We start from the raw sequence: 24,587 nt of genomic DNA on the forward strand, positions 1-24,587 counted from the left end.
GAACGGGGGCGGCCGGCATGCCGCCGCGTGCTCGTACGCCGTACCGCTGCGTGGGGTGGGCAGCCCGTGCGCGGCCCGTGCCCAGCCCGTGCCCAGCCCGCGCGCGGCCCCCGGGGATCCGGTGTGTCCCGCGGCTCTCGCGTGGGCTTGACAGGGTGTCGGGGCGCGTCAAACCTGGGCGGCAGGGTCCTGTCCCCCGGGGAGGCGATGATGCCTGCAGCGCGGGAGTCACTGCTGGATGCCGCATTCACGGCGCTGGCCCGACGGCCGTGGTCCGCTGTGCGGATGGTGGACGTGGCCGCTGCCGCCGGCGTCTCCCGGCAGACGCTGTACAACGAGTTCGGCAGCAAGGACGGGCTGGCCCGCGCGCTGGTGCGCCGTGAGGCCGACGGCTATCTCGCCGGAGTGGAACGGGCGTTGGCCACCCAGGGCGACCCCAGGGACCGGCTCACCGCCACCGCGGAGTGGACCGCGTCGGCCGCCCGCGACAACGCGCTGGTACGGGCCCTGCTGACGGGATGCTGGAGCGAGCGGCTGCCGTCGCCGGCGCTGACCGCCGTACCGTCCGGCTCTCCCGTACCGGCGCAGCGGCGGGCGGACGGCCCGCTGCCGTCACCCGGCGACTTCGTGGCGCTCGTCCGGGACCGTGCCGTCGCGGTCCTCACCGCACCCGGCGCCGCCCGGTCCGACAGCGCCGAACTGGCTCGCTCCTGCGAGCTGGTCGTCCGTCTCGCGCTGTCCTGCGTCGCCGCACCGCCCGGCGAGGGCGGAGTGGCGGGGCTGGTGGACAGCCTGTTCCGGCGCCAGCCGGTCTGAGCACCCCGGCGCGCCGAGCGGGCAGCCCGTCCGGGCGCCCCGGTGTGCCGAGCGCCCCACGCCGGTCGGCCCGACCGCCCTCGCGTCGCCCGGCCCGCCGCAGACCGCCGTATACCCCGCGCCGGACCGCCGTACGCCCCGCCTCAGTGCGCCGACCCCGACAATTGCAGCCCGATCACGCCGAGGATCACCAGACTGATCGAGACGATCTTCAGTGTGGAGACCAGGTCGCCGAGGAACACCATGCCGTACACGGCGGTCCCGGCCGCGCCGATACCCGTCCACACCGCGTACGCCGGGCCGACGTCGAGCCTCCGCAGCGACAGGGTGAGCAGACCGAAGCTGCCCAGCGCGAAGCAGGCGAACGCGATGGTGGGCCACAGCCGGGTGAAGCCGTGGGACAGCTTCAGACACACCGCGAAGCCGGTCTCCAGCAGCCCTGCGACGATGACCAGCAGCCACGCCATGTGCTTGTCCTCCCGTACGTCACGTCCCGCGACCGCTTGGGGCGGCGCTCGGTCAGGCTTGGTCAGGCTTGGTCAGGTCCGGGGAGCCCGGCTCGGTGCGATTATGCACTTGCCGCCCATGCCTCCACACAAACAACGCGGAGGTCAGTCGCCTTCCTTCGGCTCCCGCGTGGCCAGCAGGCGGCGCAGCGAGTACAGGCGGGCCGGGTCGGCGTGCCCCTGCGCCACCCACGCGTCCAGCGCGCAGTCCGGCTCGTCGTGGCTGCACGCGCGCGGACAGTCCTCGGTACCGGGCTCCAGGTCCGGGAACGCGTGGATGACCCGCGACGGATCGACATGGGCCAGCCCGAACGAGCGGACACCCGGTGTGTCGATCACCCAGCCGTCCGCGGCCTCCAACGGCAGCGCCAGCGCCGATGTCGTGGTGTGCCGGCCGCGGCCCGTCACCGCGTTCACATGCCCGGTCAGTCGCCGCCGCTCCTCCGGGACCAACGCGTTGACGAGGGTGGTCTTGCCGACACCGGAGTGACCGACGAAAGCGGTGACCCTGCCGTCCAGCAGCTCGCGCACCCGGTCCGCGGCGTCGCCGTTCTCCAGCTCCTCACGGCTGGTGACGACGTACGGGATGTCCAGGTCGCCGTAGAGCTCCAGCAGCTTGTCCGGCGGGGACAGATCCGACTTGGTCAGCACCAGCAGCGGCTCCAGGCCGCCGTCGTACGCAGCGACCAGACAGCGGTCGATCAGCCGCGGGCGCGGCTCCGGGTCGGCGAGGGCGGTGACGATGGCGAGCTGGTCGGCGTTGGCGACGACCACCCGCTCGTACGGGTCGTCGTCGTCCGCGGTGCGCCGCAGCACCGACGACCGCTCCTCGATGCGCACGATCCGCGCCAGGGTGTCCTTCTTGCCGGACAGATCACCGACGAGCGCGACCCGGTCGCCCACCACCGCCGCCTTGCGCCCCAGCTCGCGTGCCTTCATCGCGACGACGGTGCGGCCGTCGACGAGGCAGGTGAGCCGGCCCCGGTCCACGGTGAGGACCATGCCGGTGGCGGCGTCCTCGTGCTTGGGGCGGATGTGGGTACGGGGCCGGGTGCCCCGGCGGCCGGGGCGGCTGCGGATGTCGTCCTCGTCGGTGTGCTTGCCGTAGCGGCGCATGACGTGTCCCTGCGTCCCTACGCCCCGAGCATCCCGGTCCACAGGTCGGGGAACTCCGGCATCGTCTTCGACGTCGTCGCCACGTTCTCGATCCGCACACCCTCGACGGCCAGGCCGATGATCGCACCGGCGGTGGCCATGCGGTGGTCCTCGTACGTGTGGAAGACACCGCCGTGCAGCGGGCGCGGACGGATGTGCAGACCGTCGGCGGTCTCGGTGACGTCACCGCCCAGCTCGTTGATCTCCTTGGTGAGCGCGGCCAGGCGGTCCGTCTCGTGCAGCCGCAGATGCGCCACACCGCGCAGCGTGGACGGCGAGTCGGCCAGCGCCGCGACCGCGGCGATGCCCGGGGTCAGCTCACCGACCTCGCCGAGGTCCACATCGATGCCGTGCACGGCACCCGATCCGGTGAACACCAGGCCGTAGTCGGTGAGTTCGCAGGAACCACCCATCTCGGTGAAGATCTCCCGCAGCCGGTCACCCGGCTGGGTCGTACGCCGCGGCCAGTCCGGGATGACGACCCGCCCGCCGGTCACCAGCGCCGCCGCGAGGAACGGCTGCGCGTTCGACAGGTCCGGCTCGATCGTCAGATCCCGGCCGAGCAGCGCACCCGGCGTGACCCGCCACACGTTCCGCTCGCCGCCCGACTCCGGGGTGTCCACCTGGGCGCCGACCGCGCGCAGCATGTCCACGGTCATCCGGATGTGCGGCATCGACGGCAGCGTCGCGCCGACGTGCCGCACCTCCACGCCCTGGTTGAAGCGGGGCGCGGACAGCAGCAGCGCGCTGACGAACTGGGACGACGAGGACGCGTCGATCTCGACCACGCCGCCGTCCAGGGCGCCGCCGCCGTGCACCGTCATCGGCAGCGCGCCACGGCCGTCGTCGTCGATCCGCGCGCCGAGCGCGCGCAGCGCGTCGATCACACCGTGCAGGGGACGCTCGTACGACCGCGGGTCGCCGTCGAAGCGGACGGGACCGTCGGCCAGCGTGGCGACCGGCGGCAGGAACCGCATCACCGTGCCGGCGTTGCCGACGTCCACGGTGGCCGGGCCGCGCAGCCCCGTCGGCAGCACCCGCCAGGCCTCGCCGGTGCCGTCGGGTCCCACGCCCTCCTCGATCTCCACGCCCATGGCGCGCAGCGCGCCCGCCATCAGCAGGGTGTCCCGGGACCGCAGGGGGCGGCGCAGCCAGCCCGGCTCGGAGGCGAGGGCGGCGAGCACCAGGGCACGGTTGGTGACCGACTTGGACCCGGGCACGTGGACCGTCGCGTCGACGGCTCCGCTCGCGTGCGGGGCGGGCCAGAGGGCGGTGGAGGCGGCGTTCGGGACCATGGGGCCCACTTTATAAGGAGGAGAGGGCCACCGTTCGCCCGCGACCAGCCGCTGGAACGGCGACCGGGCCCGCCCCGAAGGCCGCGCACGCCGCTGTACGGGGCAACAGCCGGGCGCCCCCGACCGGGCCCCGCGCCGGCCGCGTGCGCCCCCCCGCGCCTCACAACCCCGGCGGCAGCCGCCGCGCTCGTCGCGTCCGACAGCCCCGGCGGCAGCCGGCGCCCCCGCCGGCTGCTCACAGCCCGAGCAGCCACCGCCCCCCGCCCGCCAGCGAGCACAGCGACACCGCGTGGAACAGGAACAGCCACAGCCCCGCCGGCGTGTGCGTCAGCCGGGCCAGCTGGTCGGCGTCGGAGTCGCCCGCACCGCCGTACCGCCGCTTGGCCTGAAGCTCGAAGGCCGGCCGGACCCCGCCCAGCAGCAGGAACCACACCACCACGTAGGCGAACGCCGCCTGCACCTGCGGCCCCGTCAGCCACGACACCAGCACGAACACGGCACCGGTGACCACCACCGTCACGGCGCCGTACGCGTTGCGGATCACCACCAGCATCGCCAGCAGCAGGGCCGTCGCCAGCCACAGCAGCAGCGTGATGCGCCCCGCGCCCAGCAGAGCGGCCCCGCCCAGCCCCAGCAGCGGCGGCGCGGTGTACCCGGCGACGGCGGTGAGGATCATGCCGAGGCCGTACGGCTTGCCGCGGCTGACCGTGAGACCGCTGGTGTCGGAGTGCAGGCGTATCCCGGTCAGCTGCCGGCCGGTGAGCAGCGCGACCAGACCGTGGCCGCCCTCGTGGGCGATGGTGATCGCGTTGCGGGCGACGCGCCACACCGGCTGCGACACGACGGCGGCGAGAGCGACGAGGCCGGTGGCGCCGACCACCCACAGATCGGGATCGGACTGGGTTCCGCTCAGTTCGTCCCACAGCGAGGTCGCGGTGCTGATGTCCATGTTTCCGGGCTGCTCCCTGTCCTCCGGCGGAATCTGGCAGTGTGGCACGTATGTGCGGACGGTATGCATCGAGTCGTGGGCCCGAGGATCTCGCGGGAATCTTCGAGATCGAGAAGTGGGAGCCGCAGGAGACCCTCGCGCCCGACTACAACGTGGCCCCGACCAAAGAGGTCTACGCCGTTCTCGACCGCCCTCTGAAGGACGCCGACGAGCCGCGTCCGGTTCGTCAGCTGCGCAAGCTGAAGTGGGGGCTCGTGCCGTCCTGGGCGAAGACACCCGAGGGCGGCGCGCGGATGATCAACGCGCGGGCGGAGACCGTCCACGAGAAGCCGGCCTACCGCCGCGCCTTCACCTCCCGGCGCTGCATCCTCCCCGCCGACGGCTACTACGAGTGGGTCACCGGCAGCAAGGAGCGCGAGCTGGAGGTCGAGGGGAAACGGAAACGGCCGCGCAAGCAGCCGTACTTCGTGCTGCCGGCCGACGGGTCGGTGTTCGCGATGGCCGGCGTCTACGAGTTCTGGCGTGACCGGACCCTGCCGGACGACCACCCGCAGGCCTGGTGGGTGACCTGCTCGGTGATCACCACCGAGGCGGAGACCACCCCGCTGGCCGTCGCGCCCGCCGAGGGCCCGCGCTCCCTCGCCGACATCCACCCGCGGATGCCGCTCATGCTCACCCCGGACCGCTGGGACGCCTGGCTCGACCCGTCCCGCACCGACCCCGACGATCTGCGGGAGCTGCTCGCGCCCCCGCCGCCCGGCCTGATGCGCGCCTACCCGGTGTCCACCGCCGTCAGCAACGTGCGCAACAACGGCCCGGAGCTGCTGAAGGAGCTGGAGGCCCCCGAAGAGGGCACACTCTTCTGACGTGACCCGAACCATTGAGGAGACCGTTCCCACCGACGCCGGCGACGCCCGCATCACCTGGCACCCGGCGAGGAAGGCGCGGCTGGTGCTGGCCGTGAGCCACGGCGCAGGCGGTGGCATCGAGGCCCGCGACCTCCAGGCGCTGGCCGGGGTGCTGCCCGCGCACGGCGTGACCGTCGCCCTCGTCGAGCAGCCCTGGCGGGTGGCCGGCAAGAAGGTCGCGCCCGCGCCGAGGACCCTCGACACCGGCTGGCGCGGCCTGTGGCCCGCGCTGACCCAGCCGGGCCTGCCGGTGATCGCCGGCGGGCGCAGCGCCGGGGCCCGCGTCGCCTGCCGTACGGCGACCGAGCTGGGCGCGAGCGCCGTACTGGCGCTGAGCTTCCCGCTGCACCCGCCGGGCAGGCCGGAGAAGTCCCGCGCGGACGAACTGCTCGGCGCCGGGGTGCCCACGCTCGTCGTGCAGGGCGGCAACGACCCGTTCGGCAAGCCGGAGGAGTTCCCCGAGGGGTCGTACGAACTCGTCGAGGTGCCGTACGGCGATCACGGCTTCGCCGTGCCGAAGCGGGCGCCCGTCGGGCAGGACGAGGCCCTCACCGTGATCACCGACGCCGTGGTGAAGTGGACCGGCTCACTCGCCTGAAGGCCGGGAATGTCCCGCGCGCGGACGCTGTTGACCGGGACAGAAGTGCTGGGGCCGCCAGCGCCGACGTCACTGGAGAGGAAGTCCGCCGCATGGGTTCGACCTACTGCCCGAGCCGTGAGCGCCGCGCCGACCTGGACTGGACGGTGCTGCACGCGGCCACGACCGTTCCAGTTCGGGCGGCGGGCGGGCCGGATCGTCGTCTATCCTCCGATTCGAGTGGGACCGGTCTCGGTCTCGCCACATCGCTTGAGGAGGTGGGTCCGGTTCCCGGTACCGACGCAGGGACCGACAACGGCCAGGCGGAGCTGCCCGAGGGCCCGGGCGTGAGCGCGGACGCGGCGGCGGAGACGACCGCCGAGCGCAGCGCGCGCTTCGAGCGCGACGCGCTGGAGTTCCTCGACCAGATGTACTCGGCGGCCCTGCGCATGACGCGCAACCCGGCGGACGCCGAGGACCTGGTGCAGGAGACGTACGCGAAGGCGTACGCGTCCTTCCACCAGTTCCGTGAGGGCACCAACCTCAAGGCCTGGCTGTACCGGATCCTCACCAACACCTTCATCAACTCGTACCGCAAGAAGCAGCGTGAACCCCAGCGCAGCGCGGCCGAGGAGATCGAGGACTGGCAGCTGGCCCGCGCCGAGTCGCACATGTCGACCGGTCTGCGCTCGGCGGAGTCGCAGGCGCTCGACCATCTGCCGGACTCGGACGTGAAGGAAGCGCTCCAGGCGATCCCCGAGGAGTTCCGCATCGCCGTCTACCTCGCCGACGTAGAGGGCTTTGCGTACAAGGAGATCGCGGACATCATGGGGACACCCATCGGTACGGTGATGTCCCGGCTGCACCGGGGCCGCCGTCAACTGCGCGGCATGCTCGAGGACTACGCCCGAGAGCGCGGGCTGGTCCCGGCCGGCGCCGGAGAGTCGAACGAAGCGAAAGGCTCGGGCTCATGAGCTGCGGAGAGCCGCACGAGACGGACTGCAGTGAGGTCCTCGACCATCTGTACGAGTTCCTCGACAGCGAGATGCCGGACGTCGATCGCGACAAGTTCCAGCAGCACTTCCAGGAGTGCTCTCCCTGCCTCGAGAAGTACGGGCTGGAGCAGGCCGTGAAGAAGCTGGTGAAGCGGTGCTGCGGGCATGACGACGTGCCCACCGACCTGCGGGCCAAGGTCATGGGCCGGATCGAGCTGATCCGCTCGGGGCAGGCCGTCCCCGAACACGATGTGACGGCCACCCCGCAGGAGTCCTGACCCGGGCCCACCTCCGGCCCGCCGTCACCCGAACGTGCTAATCCGCGGGGCATCGGCCCGCGTGCTCCCCCCTTGCCGTCCTAGGCTCCCGACGCGGACGGCGGCACGGCCCGGGGGGGAGGGAGCGGTATGGAGACGGTTCCGGGACGGGCCCGTGTGTACGTCGCCGGGGTCACCGTCTGCGCCTGCGTGCTGGTGCTGCCCTCGGCGCCGTCGCCGGCGTCCCTGCCGTCACCCGGCGTCGGGCCGTCCGCCTGGGCCGTCGCACTGCTCGCCGTGCTGTACGCGGCGGGGGAGCTGCCGGCCCGTCGCCGTCTTGCCGGAACGTTCTACCCCGTCCTCCTCGCCGGCGCCTTCCTGCTGCCCCCGCCCGCCGCGGCCCTCGTCGCGGTGCCGGGGGCACTGCTCTCCCACGGCCCGCGCCGCGGGGTGCTGCTGCGGCGCGTGTGGCGGGCCGCGCAGCTCGTCGTCGCCGTGTGGGCCGCCGCCCGGACGCACGGGGCGCTCGGCGGCCGGGGCGCCGTCGCCGCCCCCGACTTCCCCTGGGCGCTCGCCCCGGCCGGGGCCGCCGTCCTGGTGTTCTGCCTGGTCCTCGCCGTGCTCGACACGGGAGTGCTGGCCCTCGCCGAACGCGCCCCCGTGGCCCGCACCTGGCGTGCCGTGTTCGCGCACTCCCTGGCACCGGTCGCGGTGCACGGTCTCGCCGGGCTGATGATGGCCGTCCTGTGGCGCAGCCCCTACGGGCCCGTCGCCGCGCTGCTCGTGCTGCTGCCGATGTACGTCTCGTGGTGGGTGTTCGCCCAGTACCACCGCGAGCGGGCGGCCCACCGGGCGACGATCCGGGCGCTCGTCCAGGCCGTCGACATCAAGGACGGCTACACCCGCGGCCACAGCGAACGCGTCGGCCGCGCCTCGATGATGATCGCCCGTGAGCTGGGCCTCGACGAGGACCGCGTCGAGGTGCTGCGGCTCGCCGGCATCCTGCACGACGTGGGCAAACTCGGCGTCCCCACCCGGCTGCTGCGCAAGGACGGGCCGCTCACCCCCGAGGAGCGGCGCGTCATCGAACTCCACCCCGAGTACGGCCACGAGATCACCCGCGGCATCTCCTTCCTCGGCGAGGCCCGCGCCGCGATCCTGCACCACCACGAACGGCTCGACGGCAGCGGCTACCCCTACGGGCTGTCCGGGACGCAGATCCCCGAGTGCGCCCGCGTCGTCGCCGTCGCCGACGCCTTCGACGCGATGACCTCCACCCGCACCTACCGGCGGGCCCGGCCGGTGGCCGCCGCGGTTCAGGAGCTGCGGCGGTGCGCCGGCGCCCAGTTCGACCCCACGATGGTGGAGGCGCTGATCCGGGCGCTGGCGAGGGAGGGCTGGCACCCGGCCGTCACCGCCGAGGAACCGGAGCGGGAACCGGCCGTGCCGCGCCCGCGCCGGGCCTCGCGCAGTCGCGGACGTCCCGGGGTGCACCGGTGAGCCGGGCCGCCGCGGCGGCCCCCGTGTGGCCGGCCGCGCACAGCCCCGCGCCGCCGGGAGCCGTCACGCCGCTGCTGGTGGCGGTGCGCTGCGGCGCGGGGCTCCTCGCCGTCGTGAGCGTCGCGGCCACCGTTCGCACCGGCCCGGCGGAGCGGCCCGTCGCGCTGGCCTTCGGCCTGCTGGTGGCCCTCGGCGAGGTCACCCGCTGGCGCGGCCCCCAGCTGCGGGAGCCGGCGCCGCTCGGCGCGGCCGGGGCACTGGCGTACGCGCTGCTCGGCGAGGTGAGCGGGCAGCCCACCCACCACGGCCCCGCCCAGGTGGTGACCGTCGTGTCCGTGGCCTCGCTGCTCGGCGGGGTGCCGCACATCGCCCGCGGCACCAGCCCCACCCTGGACCATCTCGCCCGGCGCGTCCTCACCGCGGGTTTCGCCGCGGTCTGCTTCCAGCCGCTGTACAACCGGGGTGCCCTCGACACCTGGGTCGGCCCCGCGTACGCGCTGCTGCTGGTGGCGCTGCTCGCGCTGACCGCCCTGTGGGATGCCGTGCTGGCTGCGGCCCTCGCGCACGCCCGCACCCGGTGGCCGTTCGCTCCGCTGCTGCGGGACGAGCTGCGGGCGCTCGCCGGGATCGGCTCGGCGGTGTGCGCGACCGGCGCGGTCATGGCACTCGCGGTGGCCGTGGCGGGCCTGTGGGCGCTGCCGGTGTTCTGTGTGCCGCTGCTGCTCACCCAGGCGTCGTTCCGCCGGTACGCGGCCGTCCGCGCCACCTACCGGCAGACCATCGCCTCCCTGGCCCGCGCCACCGAGATCGCCGGGTACACCCCCGCGGGGCACGCCCGCCGGGTGGCCGCGCTCAGCCTGGCCGTCGGACGGGACCTGGGGCTGGCGGAAGCGGAGCTGACCGTCCTGGAGTACGCGGCGCTCATGCACGACATCGGCCAGCTGAGCCTCGTCGACCCGGTGCCCGCCGGGGCCACTGCCGGGCTGCCGGGCGAGGAGCAGCGCCGTATCGCGCTCCTCGGCGGTGCCGTGGTCCGGCAGACCGGGGTGGACCGCAGGGTCGCGGCGGTGGTGGAGCGGCAGGCCGACCCGTTCCCGGAGCAGCCGCGGGCGGCGCGGATCGTGCGGGTGGTCAACGCCTGGGAGGAGAAGGCCCGTGACGCGGGTCCCGGCGGGGCGCTCGCCGCGCTGGAGGAACTGCGGCTGGGTGCGGCGGGCGATTACGCGCCCGATGTGGTGGAGGCGCTGGCGCGGGTCCTGGCCCGGGGCGGTCTGACTTTCCCCCCGACTGGGTAACCCATGGGTAATGAGCGCCCCCGCGGCCGTACGTGGTTGGATGCGAGGGAGAGGGTGTCCGGGGGCACAGGCCAGCCCACTTTCCGGAACTGGAACTGGCAGGCGGGAATCGTGAGGATCTTCGGCAAGGGACGGCACCGGCCCTCCGCCTCCTGGCGGCAGGCCACCGACCGCGCGTTCACGCTGATCGGCGACGGCCGCTACGAGGACGCGGGAGCACTGCTCACCCGCGCCGCCGATCTGGAGCCCTGGCGGTCGGAGTCGTGGTTCAACCTGGCCCTGCTGCACAAGTTCCGGCACGACTGGGAACAGGCGAGGGCGGCCGGGCTGCGCGCGGTGGCGCTGCTGGAGAAGGAGACCGGGGCGCCCGACTGGTGGAACGTCGGCATCGCGGCGACGGCGTTGCAGGACTGGCCGCTGGCGCGGCGGGCCTGGCAGGCGTACGGGCTGCGGGTGCCCGGCACCGGCTCCCGGCAGGCGGCCGGCGCGGGCGCGTCGGCGTCCGGGGAGCCCGTCGGCATGGACCTGGGCAGCGCGGCCGTACGGCTGTCGCCGGAGGGCGAGGCCGAGGTGGTGTGGGGGCGGCGGCTGGACCCCGCCCGTATCGAGGTGCTGTCGATCCCGCTGCCGTCGTCCGGGCGGCGCTGGGGCGAGGTCGTCCTGCACGACGGGGTGCCGCACGGGGAGCGGACCACGTCCGCCGGGCACACCTACCCGGTGTTCGACGAGATCGAGCTGTGGGCGCCGTCGCCGGTGCCGACGTGGGTGGTGCTGATCGAGGCGGCCACGGAGGCGGACCGGGACGCGCTGGAGCAGCTCGCGGCGGACGCCGGGTTCGCGGCGGAGGACTGGTCGTCGTCGGTGCGGCTGCTGTGCCGGATGTGCTCGGAGTCGCGGATGCCGGCCGACGAGGGCGAGGGCGTCCATCTCGACCCGCACGACCACAGCGAGCCGGGCCATCCGGGCCCGCTGGGCCACCGCACCGACGGACAGTCGTGGGTGCCGGAGCGGGAGTGCGGGGTGGCCGCGCCGGCGTCGCTGGTGCGCGGCCTGCTGGACGGCTGGGTCGCGGACGCGCCGGACTCGCGGGACTGGCGTGACCTGGAAGAGGTCTGCTGAGCACCTCGCTCCCACGGACCCCTTTAGGCTGTACTGGCAGATTTCTCAGGCTTGCAGGAAGGCGTACGTCGGTCATGGCGCAGCAGGACACCGATCAGCAGCACGCGGGCGTGCTCCCCGTAGACGACGAGGGTTACGTCGTCGACACGGAGGACTGCGAGGAGCGCGAGAAGGCGTACCGCGAGCGCGGCACCTCGCGGCCGATCACGGTCGTGGGCAACCCGGTCCTCCACAAGGAGTGCAGGGACGTCACGGAGTTCGACGACGAGCTGCGCAAGCTGGTCGACGACATGTTCGCCTCGCAGCGCACCGCCGAGGGCGTGGGTCTGGCCGCCAACCAGATCGGCGTGGACCTGAAGGTCTTCGTCTACGACTGCCCCGACGACCAGGGCGTGCGGCACGTCGGCGTGGTGTGCAACCCGAAGCTGGTCGAGCTGCCCGCCGAGCGGCGCGTCCTGGACGACAGCAACGAGGGGTGCCTGTCCGTGCCGAGCGCGTACATGCCGCTGGCCCGCCCCGACTACGCGGAGGTCACCGGGCAGGACGAGCGGGGCAACCCGATCAAGGTGCGCGGCACCGGCTACTTCGCCCGGTGTTTGCAGCACGAGACCGACCACCTGTACGGGTACCTCTACATCGACCGGCTCTCCAAGCGTGAACGCAAGGACGCGCTGCGGCAGATGGCCGAGAACGAGCCCCGCTACCCGGTGGTGCCGAACGACTGACGCGCCCCGCCCGTCGCACGGTCCCCTCACGTACGGCGCCTGTTCAGGACCCACTTCCTGAACAGGCGCCGCGTCGTTGGGTGTTCGCCCGGCCGACACGCGTTCGATCCCATACGCACATGTGGTGATCCACAACCAGTCATTCAGGGGGAGATTCTCAGCCCCTGGGGGTAGTGAATGAAGCAAATCCGTTCCCAGAACGGTCAGTTGTGGTGCTGAATGGGGGGAGCGGGGATACGCAACGGCGCACGCCCGGTACAGCGGGAGGGTGTGCGTCACCGGCGGCTGAGAGGGGTAGTTCGTGCATGCTTTCCCATACAGCACCACATACGGGGCCGCGGCGGCGCCGGCCCGGCCGGCGGTCCCGCCGTCGCTCGCTCTTCCGGTGATCGAGCAGGAGTTTCCCCGGCAACTGCATCCGTATTGGCCGAAGCTTCAGGAGAAGACCCGGACCTGGCTCCTCGAAAAGCGGCTCATGCCGGCCGACAAGGTCGAGGAATATGCCGACGGCCTGTGCTACACGGACCTGATGGCCGGCTACTACCTGGGCGCCGACGACGACGTCCTCCAGGCGATCGCCGACTACAGCGCGTGGTTCTTCGTCTGGGACGACCGGCACGACCGGTACGTCGTCCACGGCAGGCCGGACGCCTGGCGCACCCTGTGGCAGGGGCTGCACGCGGCTCTGGACTCCCCCGGAGCCCATCTGCACCACGAGGACCCACTGGTCGCCGGTCTGGCGGACAGCGTGGCCCGGCTGTTCGCCTTCCTGCCGGACACCTGGAACGCCCGCTTCACCCGTCACTTCCACGCGGTGATCGACGCCTACGACCGGGAGTTCCACAACCGGACCGAGGGAATCGTGCCCACGGTCGAGGAATACCTTCAGCTGCGCAGGCTCACCTTCGCGCACTGGATCTGGACCGATCTGCTGGAGCCGAGCGCGGGCCGTGAACTGCCGGACCGGGTGCGGAAAAACCCCGCGTACCGCAGGGCCGCGCTCCTCAGCCAGGAATTCGCCGCCTGGTACAACGATCTGTGCTCGCTGCCCAAAGAAATAGCGGGCGACGAGGTCCACAATCTCGGAATCAGTCTCATCACCCATCACGGGCTGACTCTGGAAGAAGCCGTCGAAGAGATGCGGCGGCGCATCGAGGAATGCATTTCTGAATTCCTCGCCGTGGAACGCGAAGCACTGCGTCTCGCCGACGGGCTCGCCGACGGATCGGTCGACGGAAAAGAACTCGGCGCGGCGGTACGTGCCTGCGTCAGCAATATGCGGAACTGGTTCAGTTCCGTCTACTGGTTCCACCACGAATCCGGCCGGTACATGGTCGACAGCTGGGAGGACCGGTCCACGCCCCCGTACGTCAACAACGAAGCGGCAGGTGAGAAATGACCGTCGAGCAGGTGAAGCCCGAGACCGAGACCACCGACGCCGCGGCGCCCGCACTCCAGGAGCCGCCCCTCGCGGGCGGGGGAGTGCCGCTCCTCGGCCACGGCTGGCCCATGCTGCGCGACCCGCTGGGCTTCATGTCCCAGCTGCGCGACCACGGCGACGTCGTACGCCTCAAACTGGGGCCCAAGACCCTGTACGCGGTCACTGCCCCGCATCTGACCGGCGCGCTCGCCCTCGACCCGAACTACCACATCGCCGGACCGCTGTGGGAGTCGCTGGAGGGCCTGCTCGGCAAGAAAGGCGTGGCCACGGCCAACGGGCCGCAGCACCGGCGCCAGCGGCGCACCATCCAGCCCGCGTTCCGGATGGACGCCATACCCGCGTACGGGCCGATCATGGAGGAGGAGGCGCACGCGCTCACCGAGCGCTGGAAACCCGGCGAGACCGTCGACTGCACGAGCGAGTCCTTCCGGATCGCCGTGCGCATCGCCGCCCGCTGCCTGCTGCGCGGCCAGTACATGGACGAGCGTGCCGAGCGGCTGTGCAACGCGCTCGCCACCGTCTTCCGCGGCATGTACCGCCGGATGGTGGTGCCCCTCGGCCCGCTGTACCGGCTGCCGCTGCCGGCCAACCGCGAATTCAACCGGGCACTGGCCGATCTGCATCTGCTGGTCGACGAGATCGTCGCCGAACGGCGGGCATCTGGTCAAAAGCCGGACGATTTGCTGACGGCATTGCTGCACGCGAAGGACGACAATGGCGACCCGATCGACGAGCAGGAGATCCACGACCAGGTGGTCGCGATACTCACGCCCGGAAGCGAAACCGTCGCCTCCACGGTCATGTGGTTGCTTCAGGCACTTGCCGAGCATCCCGAACACGCCGACCGGATCCACGACGAAGTCGAATCCGTCACCGGCGGCCGGCCCGTCGCATTCGAGCACGTCCGCAAGCTCACCCACACCAACAATGTGGTGCTGGAGGCGATGCGGTTGCGCCCCGCCGTCTGGATTTTGACGCGCAGGGCGGTCGCCGACTCGGAACTCGGTGGCTATCGCATTCCAGCCGGAGCCGACATCGTGTACAGCCCGTACGCGATCCAGCGCGATCCGAAGTCGTACGACCGCAACCTGGAGTTCGACCCGGACCGCTGGCTCCCGGAACGCGCCAAGGACGTTCCGAAATACGCCATGGCGCCCTTCAGCGTGGGCAACCGCAAGTGCCCCAGCGACCACTTCTCCATGGCGCAGCTCACGCTGATCACCGCGGCGCTCGCGGCCAAGTACCGCTTCGAGCAGGTGCGGGGCTCCGACGACAACGTCCGCGTCGGGATCACCCTCCGCCCGCAGAACCTGCTGCTGCGACCGGTGCCGCGGTGACGGCGACGGCACGGCACCGGCCGGGGGCGCGGCACCGCCCCTGAACACCTCCGGTCAGGCGGCCTGCGGCCCGCGGAACGTACGCCGGTAGTTCTGCGGCGTCGTGCCCAGCACCCGCACGAACTGGTGCCGCAGTGCCGCCGCCGTGCCGAACCCGGTGCGCCAGGCGATCGCGTCGACCGTCTCGTCCGTCGCCTCCAGCAGCTCCTGGGCCAGCAGCACCCGCTGCCGCAGGATCCAGCGGTAGGGCGTGGTACCCGTCTCCTGCTGGAAGCGGCGGGCGAACGTGCGCGGCGACATGTGGGCCCGGGCCGCGAGCTGCTCGACGGTGACCTCCTGGTCGAGGTGCTGCTCCATCCAGGCCAGCACCTCGCCGACGGTGTCGCAGGAACTCCTCGGCAGGGGCCGCTCGATGTACTGCGCCTGCCCGCCGTCCCGGTGCGGCGGCACCACCATCCGCCGGGCGATCCTGTTGGCGACCTCCGGGCCCTGCTCCTTGCGCACCAGATGCAGACAGGCGTCGATACCGGCGGCCGTGCCCGCCGAGGTGATCACCGGGTCCTCGTCCACGTACAGCACATCGGGTTCGACGAGCGCCTGCGGATACCGGCGGGCCAGCTCGTCCGCGTGATGCCAGTGCACGGCACACCGCCGCCCGTCCAGCAGCCCGGCCGCGCCCAGCACGAACACCCCGGAACACACGCTGAGCACCCGCGCCCCGCGCTCCACGGCCCGCACCAGCGCGTCCAGCAGCGCGGGCGGGTACTCCCGGCGCACATACTCGTTGCCCGCCGGTACGGCGATCAGGTCGGCCTCGTCCAGCCGCTCCGGGCCGTAGGGCGTGGCCACGGTCAGCCCGGCGACATGCGTGGACAGCGCGGGGCCCTCGGCGGAGACCACCGCGAAGTCGTACGTCGGAAGCCCCTCGTCTCTGCGGTCGATCCCGAAGACCTCGCAGACGACGCCCAGTTCGAAGGGATGCACTCCGTCCAGCAGGACGGCGGCCACGTTCTTCAGCATGCCGCAAGTGTGCACCCGTCGATGGCAGTAATTCGAGGGTGCACGGCAGTCCTGCCACTGTCAGGAGTGTCTTCGCTGTACGACGCTTACCGCATGAACACGATCCTCAGTTACGCGACCGTCCTGATCCTGTTCCTCCTCCTCACCGCCCCGGCGCTCGTGGGCTGGGTCCACGAGCGCCGGATCGACAGGCAACTGGCGGCGACACGACCCGCACGGCCCGCCCGGCCCGCGCGAGCCGCGTGGACTCAGAAGTCCTCGTCGAGGTCGACGGTGCCCTCCACCGCCACCTGGTACGCCGAGGGACGCCGCTCGAAGAAGTTGGTCAGCTCCTGAACCCCTTGCAGCTCCATGAACGCGAAGGGGTTCTCCGAGCCGTACACCGGCGGGAAACCGAGCCGGACCAGCCGTTGATCGGCGACGCACTCCAGGTACTGCCGCATGGAGTCGGTGTTCATACCGGGCAGCCCGTCCCCGCACAGGTCACGCGCGAACTGGAGCTCGGCCTCCACCGCCTCCCGCAGCATCGCCGTCACCTCGTCGCGGAGCCGGTCGTCGAACAGCTCCGGCTCCTCCTTGCGCACGGTGTCCACCACGTCGAACGCGAACGACATGTGCATGGTCTCGTCACGGAACACCCAGTTCGTGCCGGTGGCGAGACCGTGCAGCAGCCCCCGGCTGCGGAACCAGTACACGTACGCGAAGGCACCGTAGAAGAACAGGCCCTCGATGCACGCGGCGAAGCAGATCAGGTTCAGCAGGAATCGCCGCCGGTCGGCCCGCGTCTCCAGCCGGTCGATCTTCTCCACCGAGTCCATCCACTTGAAGCAGAACTGCGCCTTCTCACGGATCGACGGGATGTTCTCGATCGCCGCGAACGCCGCCGCCCGCTCCTCCGGGTCGGGCAGATACGTGTCCAGCAGCGTCAGATAGAACTGGACGTGCACGGCCTCCTCGAAGAGCTGCCGCGACAGATACAGGCGCGCCTCGGGCGAGTTGATGTGCTTGTACAGCGTCAGCACCAGGTTGTTCGCGACGATCGAGTCGCCCGTCGCGAAGAACGCCACCAGCCGGCCGATGAGGTGCTGCTCACCGGGGCTGAGCCGGGCGAGGTCGGCGACGTCCGAGTGGAGGTCGACCTCCTCCACGGTCCAGGTGTTCTTGATGGCGTCCCGGTAGCGCTCGTAGAAGTCGGGGTAGCGCATGGGGCGCAGGGTCAGCTCGAAACCCGGGTCGAGCAGATTCTGTTCTTCACGGGCGGTGGTCACTGGCAGGCCTCGCAGGACTCGGGGTTCTCAAGGGAGCAGGCGACCGCCTCGGGGTCGGGGGTCGTCTGCGCGGGCACGGACGCGCGCGCGGCACGGGCGATACGGGTCGCCGGGCGCGAACGCAGGTAGTACGTCGTCTTCAGCCCGGACTTCCAGGCGTAGGCGTACATCGAGGAGAGCTTGCCGATGGTCGGCGTCTCCATGAACAGGTTCAGCGACTGCGACTGGTCCAGGAACGGGGTGCGCGCGGCGGCCATGTCGATCAGCCCGCGCTGCGGGATCTCCCACGCCGTGCGGTACAGCCGGCGCACGTCCTCCGGGATCCACGCGAAGTCCTGCACCGAGCCGTTCGCCTCGCGCAGCGCCTCCCGGGTGCGGGCGTCCCACACGCCCAGCTCCTTAAGGTCCCGTACCAGGTAGGAGTTGACCTGGAGGAACTCACCGGACAGCGTCTCGCGTTTGAACAGGTTGGACACCTGCGGCTCGATGCACTCGTAGACGCCCGCGATGGAGGCGATGGTGGCGGTCGGCGCGATCGCGAGGAGCAGGCTGTTGCGCATGCCGACGGCGGCGATCCGCTCGCGCAGCGCCGCCCACCGCTCGGGCCAGGTCAGACGCGCGTCCGGGTAGTGGTCGGGGTGCAGCACACCGCGCGCCGCGCGGGTCTTCTCCCAGGCCGGCAGCGGGCCGTTGCGCTCGGCGAGGTCGGCGGAGGCCTCGTAGGCGGCCAGCATGATCCGCTCGGCGATCCTGGTGGACAGCTCCTTCGCCTCGGCCGAGTCGAACGGCAGCCGCAGCCGGAAGAAGACGTCCTGGAGGCCCATCGCGCCCAGGCCCACCGGCCGCCACCGGGCGTTGGACCGGCCGGCCTGCTCGGTCGGGTAGAAGTTGATGTCCACGACCCGGTCGAGGAAGGTCACCGCGGTGCGGACGGTGGCGTCCAGCCGCTCCCAGTCGATGCCGCCGTCCACGACGAACGCGCCCAGGTTGACGGAGCCCAGGTTGCACACCGCGGTCTCGCCGTCGTCGGTGACCTCCAGGATCTCCGTGCAGAGGTTGGAGGAGTGCACGACGTGGCCGGGCTCGGCCGTCTGGTTGGCGGTGCGGTTCGCGGCGTCCTTGAAGGTCATCCAGCCGTTGCCGGTCTGCGCCAGGGTGCGCATCATCCGGCCGTACAGCTCACGTGCCGGCAGTGTCTTCCTCGCCAGGCCCTTGCGTTCGGCCTCGCGGTAGGCGGTGTCGAACTCCTCGCCCCACAGGTCGACCAGTTCGGGCACGTCGGCGGGGGAGAACAGCGACCACTGCTCGTCGGCGGCGACGCGGCGCATGAACTCGTCGGGGATCCAGTGCGCCAGGTTGAGGTTGTGGGTGCGGCGGGCGTCCTCACCGGTGTTGTCCCGAAGCTCCAGGAACTCCTCGATGTCGAAGTGCCAGGTCTCCAGGTAGACGGCGGCGGCACCCTTGCGCCGGCCGCCCTGGTTCACCGCGGCGACCGAGGCGTCGAGGGTCTTCAGGAACGGCACGATGCCGTTGGAGTGACCGTTGGTGCCGCGGATCAGCGAGCCGCGGGAGCGGACCCGCGAGTACGACAGGCCGATGCCGCCGGCGTGCTTCGACAGCCGCGCCACCTGGTGGTAGCGGTCGTAGATGGAGTCCAGCTCGTCCAGCGGGGAGTCCAGCAGATAGCACGACGACATCTGCGGGTGCCGGGTGCCGGAGTTGAACAGGGTGGGGGAGGACGGCAGATAGTCCAGCCGGCTCATCAGCCCGTACAGCGCGGCGACCTCGTCCAGCGCGCGCACGCTGTCGTCCTCCGCGAGCCCGGCGGCGACGCGCAGCAGGAAGTGCTGCGGGGTCTCGATCACCTTGCGGGTGTGCGGATGGCGCAGCAGATAGCGGGAGTGCAGGGTGCGCAGCCCGAAGTACTCGAAGCGGTCGTCGGCGGCCGGGTCCACGAGCGCGTCGAGCCGTTCGGCGTGCAGCCGTACGAACTCGGCGGTGCGGTCGGCGATCAGGCCCTCGCGGTGGCCGGTGGCGACGGAGTCGGTGAAGGTCCGCACGCCCTGGGAGGCGGCCTCGTCCCGGATGGTGAGCGTGAGCAGCCGGGCGGCCAGCCGGGAGTAGGCGGGGTCCTCGGAGATCAGACCGGCGGCGGCCTCCGTGGCCAGGTCGCGCAGCTCCGCCTCGTCGGCCTGCGCGGACCGGCCCCGCAGGGCGGCGGCGGCGACCCGGCCGGGGTCGGCGTCGGGGAGGTCGGCGGTCAGCTCGGTCAGCGTGCGCAGCAGCGCGGTTCCGGGGGCGTCGGTCTCCGCGGTCTCCGGGACCGCTGAAGCCGGGTCGGCTGGCGCGATGGTCACGTGGGGCTCTCCCTCGCTCGGCACGGGGCCTGCGCGAGGGCAGGGGGCAGCACGAGCGCACGGGGGCGTCCGCGTCCGCCGGCCCATTCCGCGAGGCCCGGACGTCACAGCACACCGGCCGGACGGCCGGGTGCACTGCCGGCAGGTCCTCGGACTTCACCAGTGCGGGCGAACACGCACAAGTACACCGTTGCGGGACAGTTCCGGATTCGCACCGGATTCCCCTGCGGCGACAGCGAGCATGAGCATACATCTTGTGCCGGGCTGTCGTGCCACCCCCAGATGTTGTGTCTCGATGGTGTCGGAGTGTCAACTCATGGGTGAGGAGCGTGATGTCCCCACCGCCCAGGGCGCAACGGCGGCGGGCCGCCGCAGCGCCTGCTGCGACGGCCCGCCGCGGGTCGTACGAGGGTGGGGGAGGGGTCAGTGCGCGGACCCCGCCGTGGCGGGCGGCAGCTCCACCTGGACGCCCGGGTCGCCCGCGTCGGCCGTGTAGTCCTCCGGCTTGGTCTCGTCGACGCCCTCGGGGGCCTTCACGGCCTTCAGGACGAGGGTCAGGACCACCGTCACGACGACGTTCAGCACGAGCGCCGTCAGGCCGATGTAACCGATCTCGCCGATGCCGGGGATCTCCTTCGAGGAGCCGCCGAAGTGCTCCTGCGTCGGCGACGCCACCCCGTACGCGGCGAGCGTGCCGTACACCATGCCGACCGCCCAGCCGGCCAGCAGCGCCCACCGGTGGAACCAGCGCGTGAACAGGCCGCCGACGAGGGCCGGGAAGGTCTGGAGGATCCAGATGCCGCCCAGCAGCTGGAAGTTGATGGCGACGGTCTTGTCCATGGTCAGGACGAAGACCAGCGCGCCCACCTTCACCAGCAGGGACACGATCTTGGAGACGGCCGTCTCCTGCTCGGGTGTCGCGTCCGGCTTGATGAAGTCCTTGTAGATGTTGCGGGTGAACAGGTTCGCCGCCGCGATCGACATGATCGCCGCCGGGACCAGCGCGCCGATGCCGATCGCCGCGAACGCGACGCCCGCGAACCAGTCCGGGAACATGTTCTCGAACAGCTGCGGGATGGCCAGCTGGCCGTTGCTCACCTTCACCCCGGCCGCGATCGCCATGAAGCCGAGCAGCGCGAGCAGGCCCAGCATCAGCGAGTACAGCGGCAGGATCGTGGTGTTGCGGCGGATCACCTCACGGCTGCGCGAGGACAGCGTCGCGGTGATCGAGTGCGGGTACATGAACAGCGCGAGCGCCGAGCCCAGCGCCAGCGTGGCGTACGTCCACTGCGTGGCCTCGGGCGGCACGAGCGCGCCCTTCGGCTTGCCCGTGGCCGGGTTGGTCTGCGAGAACGCCTCGCCGGCCTTGGCGAAGATGTCGTCGAAGCCGCCCAGCTTGATCGGGATGTAGATGATCGCCACCGCGATGACGATGTAGATCAGCGTGTCCTTCACGAACGCGATGAGCGCCGGGGCGCGCAGACCCGAGGAGTAGGTGTACGCGGCGAGCACACCGAACGCGATGAGCAGCGGCAGGTCCTTGACGAACCAGTTGCTGTCCTCGCCGCCGCCGACGCCCATCACGTCCAGCACCGCCTGGATGCCGACGAGCTGGAGCGCGATGTACGGCATCGTCGCCAGGATGCCGGTGAGCGCCACCGCCAGCGACAGCCCCTTGGAGCCGAACCGGCCGCGCACGAAGTCGGAGGTCGTCACATAGCCGTGCTTGTGCGACACCGACCACAGCCGCGGCAGGAACGTGAAGATCAGCGGGTAGACGAGGATGGTGTACGGCACCGCGAAGAACCCGGACGCGCCCGCCGCGTAGATCGCCGCCGGCACGGCGACGAACGTGTATGCCGTGTACAGGTCGCCGCCGAGCAGGAACCAGGTGATCCACGTGCCGAACGAGCGTCCGCCGAGACCCCATTCGTCCAGGCTGTGCTCGTTCTCGGCCCTGCGCCACCGTGCGGCCAGGAAGCCCATGACGGTGACCAGGAGGAAGAAGAAGATGAAGACGCCGAGCGCGACGCCGTTCACGCCGTCCTTCACCGCTGCTCACCGCCCTTCCGGGAGGCGCGGGCGCGCTGGTCGCGGCGCCACAGCTGGTAGGCGGCCATCGTCAGCACGGTGGAGATGAGCACCCACAGCATCTGGTACCAGTAGAAGAACGGGATCCCGATGAACGCCGGGTCCTTCTTCGCGTACGAACCGACCCACAGCATCGCGACGAAGGGCGCGACAAGACAGAGGCCGATGACGACGCGCACAGGCGTCACCACCGGCTCCCTGGACACTTCCGAGGCTTGCGACATCAGGCGGCTCCGTCCCCTAACCGATCACCTGTGAAACAGGCACGCAATGTAGGTGACGGATAAAGGACTTCGGAAGACCCCGTCCGGATATCACCACGGCACGTCCGCATCCCACGCACCGTCAGCTGTTTCCGGCCCCGGTGCGCGGCTGTCCGAGGGGTCCCTTTGCTGCCGGTTGGTGCGGGGCGGGACGCGCGTTCTGTGCGGGTTCGACCCGCGCGCGGTCACTCCTGGGGGCGCTTGAGCCTCGCGACGAACTTGTAACGGTCGCCGCGGTAGACCGACCGCACCCATTCGACCGGGTTGCCGTCCTTGTCCAGTGAGTGTCGGGACAGCATCAGCATCGGCAGGCCGACGTCGGTGCCGAGCAGGCCGGCCTCGCGCGGGGTGGCCAGGGAGGTCTCGATGGTCTCCTCGGCCTCGGCGAGATGGACGTCGTACACCTCGGCGAGCGCGGTGTAGAGGGAGGTGTACTTCGCCAGCGACCGGCGCAGCGCCGGGAAGCGCTTGGCGGACAGATGGGTGGTCTCGATGGCCATCGGCTCGCCGTTGGCCATGCGCAGCCGCTCGATGCGCAGCACCCGGCCGCCGGCGGCGATGTCGAGCAGGCCGGCGAGCCGGTCGTCGGCGGTGATGTACCCGATGTCCAGCAGCTGCGAGGTGGGCTCCAGGCCCTGGGCGCGCATGTCCTCGGTGTAGGAGGTGAGCTGAAGCGCCTGGGAGACCTTCGGCTTGGCGACGAAGGTGCCCTTGCCCTGGATGCGCTCCAGCCGGCCCTCGACGACGAGTTCCTGGAGGGCCTGCCGGACGGTGGTGCGGGAGGTGTCGAACTCGGCGGCCAGCGTGCGCTCGGGCGGCACCGGTGTGCCGGGCGCCTGCGTCTCCGTCATGTCGAGCAGGTGCTTCTTCAAGCGGTAGTACTTGGGCACGCGCGCGGTACGGACGGTCGCCCCACCCTCGTTCTCCGCACTGCTGACCTCGGTGCTCATGCTCTGCCTTCCCGGCCCTCGGTGCCGAAGCGGCCGACACCCCGTCGGCTGCGGCCCACCATCGTGGCACGGCCGCGTCGGCACAGGCGCCCGCGCGTTCCGTGATCCCCTCTGTATACCGTCGGCAACGGGTTTGGTCTAGTCCATCGCCACCATGTGGTCTACCCGAAGTGTGCCGTGAAGGGGGCATCTTTTCGCGGGGTTGTTACTTAAAGGTTCCTGCATATGTAGGTCGCATAACGGCTGGTCGGAGCCGATTCGCACACCCTTGACACTCCCTTTGGTCTGGGCCAAGCTCCCCGTACTGGTCTACACCATTGGTCCAGTCCCGGCCCCACGGGCGGTTCGCGTTCAGTCGTTCACCGCGGGGAGGCAGGGGGGTTCGTGTGCATCCCTGAGGAGGGTGGCGTGAAGCGCAAGCTGATAGCCGCGATCGGTATCGCGGGCATGATGGTCTCCATCGCGGCGTGCGGGGACAGCGACAGCAAGGGCGGCTCCGACAAGGGCGCCGACGCCAAGGAACTGACGGTGTGGCTCACCGTCGACGCGCAGAACAACTGGCCTGAGCTGGTGAAGGCCGCCGACGAGGCCGTGCAGAAGAAGCACCCCGGCCTCAAGATCAACCACGAGTACTACGGCTGGCCGGACAAGAACGCCAAGCTCGACGCCGTCCTCGCCACCGACAAGGCACCCGACGTCGTCGAGATGGGCAACACCGAGATGCTGCCCTACATGGTCAAGGGCGCCTTCGCCCCGCTCGACCCGGCCAAGTTCGACAACTCCTCCGCCTGGCTCGACGGCCTGAAGGCCTCGGTGACCTACGAGGGCAAGACCTACGGCGTGCCCTACTACGCCGGTGGCCGCGTCGGCAACTGGCGCAAGGACGTCTTCGCCGAGGCCGGCGTGAAGACCGCGCCGAAGACCTGGCAGGAGCTGACCGCCGCCCTGGACAAGGTCCAGCAGAAGCAGGGCGACAAGTTCAGCGCCTGGTACCAGCCCACCCGTGACTGGTACGCGGCCATGTCCTTCGTCTACGACGCCGGCGGCGCCATCGCCAAGGAGGAGGGCGGCCAGTGGAAGGCCAGCCTCTCCTCGCCCGAGTCCGTCAAGGGCCTCACCGAGTTCAAGAACGTCGTCGACAAGTACATGCACGGCGACAAGACCAAGGACGAGTCCGACCGCTACATCGTCTACGGCCAGGGCAAGTCCGGCATGATCTTCGGCGCGGCCTGGGAGGGCGGCACCAGCGAGCTGCCCGAGAACGACAAGACCGGCAAGCTCAAGGGCAACCTCGAGAACTTCGTGATGCCCGGCCCGTCCGGCAAGAACCTCCCGGTCTTCCTCGGCGGCTCCGACCTCGCCGTCCCGGTCAAGTCGGACGCGCAGGAACTCGCCGCCGAGTGGATCAACGCCTTCACCGGCCCGTCCGGTCAGAAGGGCCTGATCGGCAAGGGCAACCTGCCGAACAACAAGACCGACCTCGCCACCCTGAAGAACGACCCGAAGACGGCCGTCCCGGCGACCGCCGCCGAGGCCAACTGGTTCGTTCCGATGGCGCCCGGCTGGGGCCAGGTCGAGAAGGCCCAGGTCCTGCAGACGATGCTCCAGAACATCGGCACCGGCAAGAAGTCGGTCGAGGAGGCCGCCAAGGAGGCGGACGCCGCGATCGACAAGGTCATCAACACCAAGTGACCTTCCGGCGGGGCCCCCGGCACCCCGGGGGCCCCGCCGCCGTAACCCTCTGTAAGGACCGCTGAGGAGCG

General features: G+C 71.2%; 22 protein-coding genes and 1 riboswitch. Of the genes, 12 read left to right on the plus strand and 10 right to left on the minus strand.

Features of this window, described 5'->3' with window-relative positions:
- Positions 1-207 precede the first annotated feature (207 nt).
- Positions 208-816 (plus strand): TetR/AcrR family transcriptional regulator, encoded by a 609-nt coding sequence (locus MTQ10_RS02870; RefSeq protein WP_247461851.1) that lies wholly within the window; start codon positions 208-210, stop codon positions 814-816.
- A gap of 143 nt (positions 817-959) precedes the next feature.
- On the opposite strand, the gene MTQ10_RS02875 is transcribed toward MTQ10_RS02870, so the two are convergent.
- From MTQ10_RS02875 to MTQ10_RS02890, 4 genes are all read right to left on the minus strand, one after another.
- On the minus strand, positions 960-1,283 hold the full coding sequence (locus MTQ10_RS02875) for a DMT family transporter (RefSeq protein WP_247461852.1): 324 nt from the start codon (positions 1,281-1,283) through the stop codon (positions 960-962).
- A gap of 144 nt (positions 1,284-1,427) precedes the next feature.
- A complete protein-coding gene (gene rsgA / locus MTQ10_RS02880; protein ID WP_247461854.1) occupies positions 1,428-2,438 on the minus strand; it encodes a ribosome small subunit-dependent GTPase A in 1,011 nt (336 codons plus the stop codon).
- A gap of 17 nt (positions 2,439-2,455) precedes the next feature.
- On the minus strand, positions 2,456-3,772 hold the full coding sequence (aroA, locus tag MTQ10_RS02885; protein WP_247461856.1) for a 3-phosphoshikimate 1-carboxyvinyltransferase: 1,317 nt from the start codon (positions 3,770-3,772) through the stop codon (positions 2,456-2,458).
- Positions 3,773-4,007: 235 nt separating this feature from the next.
- Complete coding sequence (locus tag MTQ10_RS02890; RefSeq protein ID WP_247461858.1) at positions 4,008-4,721, minus strand: M50 family metallopeptidase; 714 nt, start codon at positions 4,719-4,721, stop codon at positions 4,008-4,010.
- A 50-nt stretch (positions 4,722-4,771) separates the two neighbouring features.
- Here MTQ10_RS02890 and MTQ10_RS02895 point away from each other — a divergent pair, with 50 nt between their 5' ends.
- The 10 genes from MTQ10_RS02895 (at position 4,772) to MTQ10_RS02940 (ending at position 14,875) form a co-directional block, all read left to right on the plus strand.
- On the plus strand, positions 4,772-5,587 hold the full coding sequence (locus MTQ10_RS02895; RefSeq protein WP_247461859.1) for an SOS response-associated peptidase: 816 nt from the start codon (positions 4,772-4,774) through the stop codon (positions 5,585-5,587).
- 1 nt (position 5,588) lies between these two features.
- Positions 5,589-6,227, plus strand: coding sequence for an alpha/beta hydrolase family protein (locus MTQ10_RS02900; RefSeq protein ID WP_247461861.1), 639 nt, complete (start codon positions 5,589-5,591; stop codon positions 6,225-6,227).
- 257 nt (positions 6,228-6,484) lie between these two features.
- The gene (locus MTQ10_RS02905; protein WP_247461862.1) at positions 6,485-7,180 is read left to right on the plus strand and encodes a sigma-70 family RNA polymerase sigma factor; all 696 of its coding nucleotides are present in this window, start codon (positions 6,485-6,487) and stop codon (positions 7,178-7,180) included.
- Entirely contained in the window at positions 7,177-7,479 is a 303-nt protein-coding gene (rsrA, locus tag MTQ10_RS02910) for a mycothiol system anti-sigma-R factor (protein WP_247461864.1), read from the plus strand. Before MTQ10_RS02905 ends, rsrA begins: the two co-directional genes overlap by 4 nt.
- Positions 7,480-7,608: 129 nt before the next feature.
- Positions 7,609-8,958 carry an HD-GYP domain-containing protein gene (locus MTQ10_RS02915; RefSeq protein WP_247461866.1) on the plus strand — a complete coding sequence of 450 codons (1,350 nt, stop codon included), beginning with the start codon at positions 7,609-7,611 and terminating at the stop codon, positions 8,956-8,958.
- A gap of 71 nt (positions 8,959-9,029) precedes the next feature.
- Positions 9,030-10,253: an HD-GYP domain-containing protein gene (locus MTQ10_RS02920; RefSeq protein ID WP_247461904.1), complete on the plus strand. Its 1,224-nt coding sequence runs from the start codon at positions 9,030-9,032 to the stop codon at positions 10,251-10,253.
- A gap of 111 nt (positions 10,254-10,364) precedes the next feature.
- Positions 10,365-11,372: a tetratricopeptide repeat protein gene (locus MTQ10_RS02925; RefSeq protein WP_247461868.1), complete on the plus strand. Its 1,008-nt coding sequence runs from the start codon at positions 10,365-10,367 to the stop codon at positions 11,370-11,372.
- A gap of 74 nt (positions 11,373-11,446) precedes the next feature.
- Positions 11,447-12,097, plus strand: a complete 651-nt coding sequence (gene def, locus MTQ10_RS02930; RefSeq protein ID WP_247461869.1) for a peptide deformylase — start codon at positions 11,447-11,449, stop codon at positions 12,095-12,097.
- Positions 12,098-12,398: 301 nt separating this feature from the next.
- The gene (gene cyc1 / locus MTQ10_RS02935) at positions 12,399-13,496 is read left to right on the plus strand and encodes an epi-isozizaene synthase (RefSeq protein WP_356757828.1); all 1,098 of its coding nucleotides are present in this window, start codon (positions 12,399-12,401) and stop codon (positions 13,494-13,496) included.
- Positions 13,493-14,875, plus strand: a complete 1,383-nt coding sequence (locus tag MTQ10_RS02940) for a bifunctional albaflavenone monooxygenase/terpene synthase (protein WP_247461871.1) — start codon at positions 13,493-13,495, stop codon at positions 14,873-14,875. The genes cyc1 and MTQ10_RS02940 overlap by 4 nt, the downstream gene beginning before the upstream one ends.
- Before the next feature lie 54 nt (positions 14,876-14,929).
- Here the strand turns inward: MTQ10_RS02940 and MTQ10_RS02945 are convergent, their stop codons facing one another.
- The 6 genes from MTQ10_RS02945 to MTQ10_RS02970 form a co-directional block, all read right to left on the minus strand.
- The gene (locus MTQ10_RS02945) at positions 14,930-15,895 is read right to left on the minus strand and encodes a GlxA family transcriptional regulator (RefSeq protein ID WP_247461872.1); all 966 of its coding nucleotides are present in this window, start codon (positions 15,893-15,895) and stop codon (positions 14,930-14,932) included.
- Between the two features lie 248 nt (positions 15,896-16,143).
- Positions 16,144-17,100, minus strand: a complete 957-nt coding sequence (locus MTQ10_RS02950) for a ribonucleotide-diphosphate reductase subunit beta (protein WP_247461906.1) — start codon at positions 17,098-17,100, stop codon at positions 16,144-16,146.
- A 59-nt stretch (positions 17,101-17,159) separates the two neighbouring features.
- Positions 17,160-19,520: a ribonucleoside-diphosphate reductase subunit alpha gene (locus tag MTQ10_RS02955; RefSeq protein ID WP_247461873.1), complete on the minus strand. Its 2,361-nt coding sequence runs from the start codon at positions 19,518-19,520 to the stop codon at positions 17,160-17,162.
- A gap of 123 nt (positions 19,521-19,643) precedes the next feature.
- Positions 19,644-19,769, minus strand: a riboswitch (cobalamin riboswitch).
- 174 nt (positions 19,770-19,943) lie between these two features.
- The gene (gene mctP, locus MTQ10_RS02960) at positions 19,944-21,572 is read right to left on the minus strand and encodes a monocarboxylate uptake permease MctP (protein WP_247461874.1); all 1,629 of its coding nucleotides are present in this window, start codon (positions 21,570-21,572) and stop codon (positions 19,944-19,946) included.
- Positions 21,569-21,835 (minus strand): DUF3311 domain-containing protein, encoded by a 267-nt coding sequence (locus MTQ10_RS02965; protein ID WP_247461875.1) that lies wholly within the window; start codon positions 21,833-21,835, stop codon positions 21,569-21,571. The genes mctP and MTQ10_RS02965 overlap by 4 nt, the downstream gene beginning before the upstream one ends.
- Positions 21,836-22,059: 224 nt before the next feature.
- Positions 22,060-22,824: a GntR family transcriptional regulator gene (locus MTQ10_RS02970; protein WP_247461876.1), complete on the minus strand. Its 765-nt coding sequence runs from the start codon at positions 22,822-22,824 to the stop codon at positions 22,060-22,062.
- A 408-nt stretch (positions 22,825-23,232) separates the two neighbouring features.
- Here MTQ10_RS02970 and MTQ10_RS02975 point away from each other — a divergent pair, with 408 nt between their 5' ends.
- Positions 23,233-24,516, plus strand: coding sequence for an extracellular solute-binding protein (locus MTQ10_RS02975; RefSeq protein ID WP_247461877.1), 1,284 nt, complete (start codon positions 23,233-23,235; stop codon positions 24,514-24,516).
- Positions 24,517-24,587 lie beyond the last annotated feature (71 nt).

It is taken from the genome of Streptomyces sp. XM83C, assembly GCF_023072675.1.
Lineage (GTDB): Bacteria > Actinomycetota > Actinomycetes > Streptomycetales > Streptomycetaceae > Streptomyces > Streptomyces thermocoprophilus.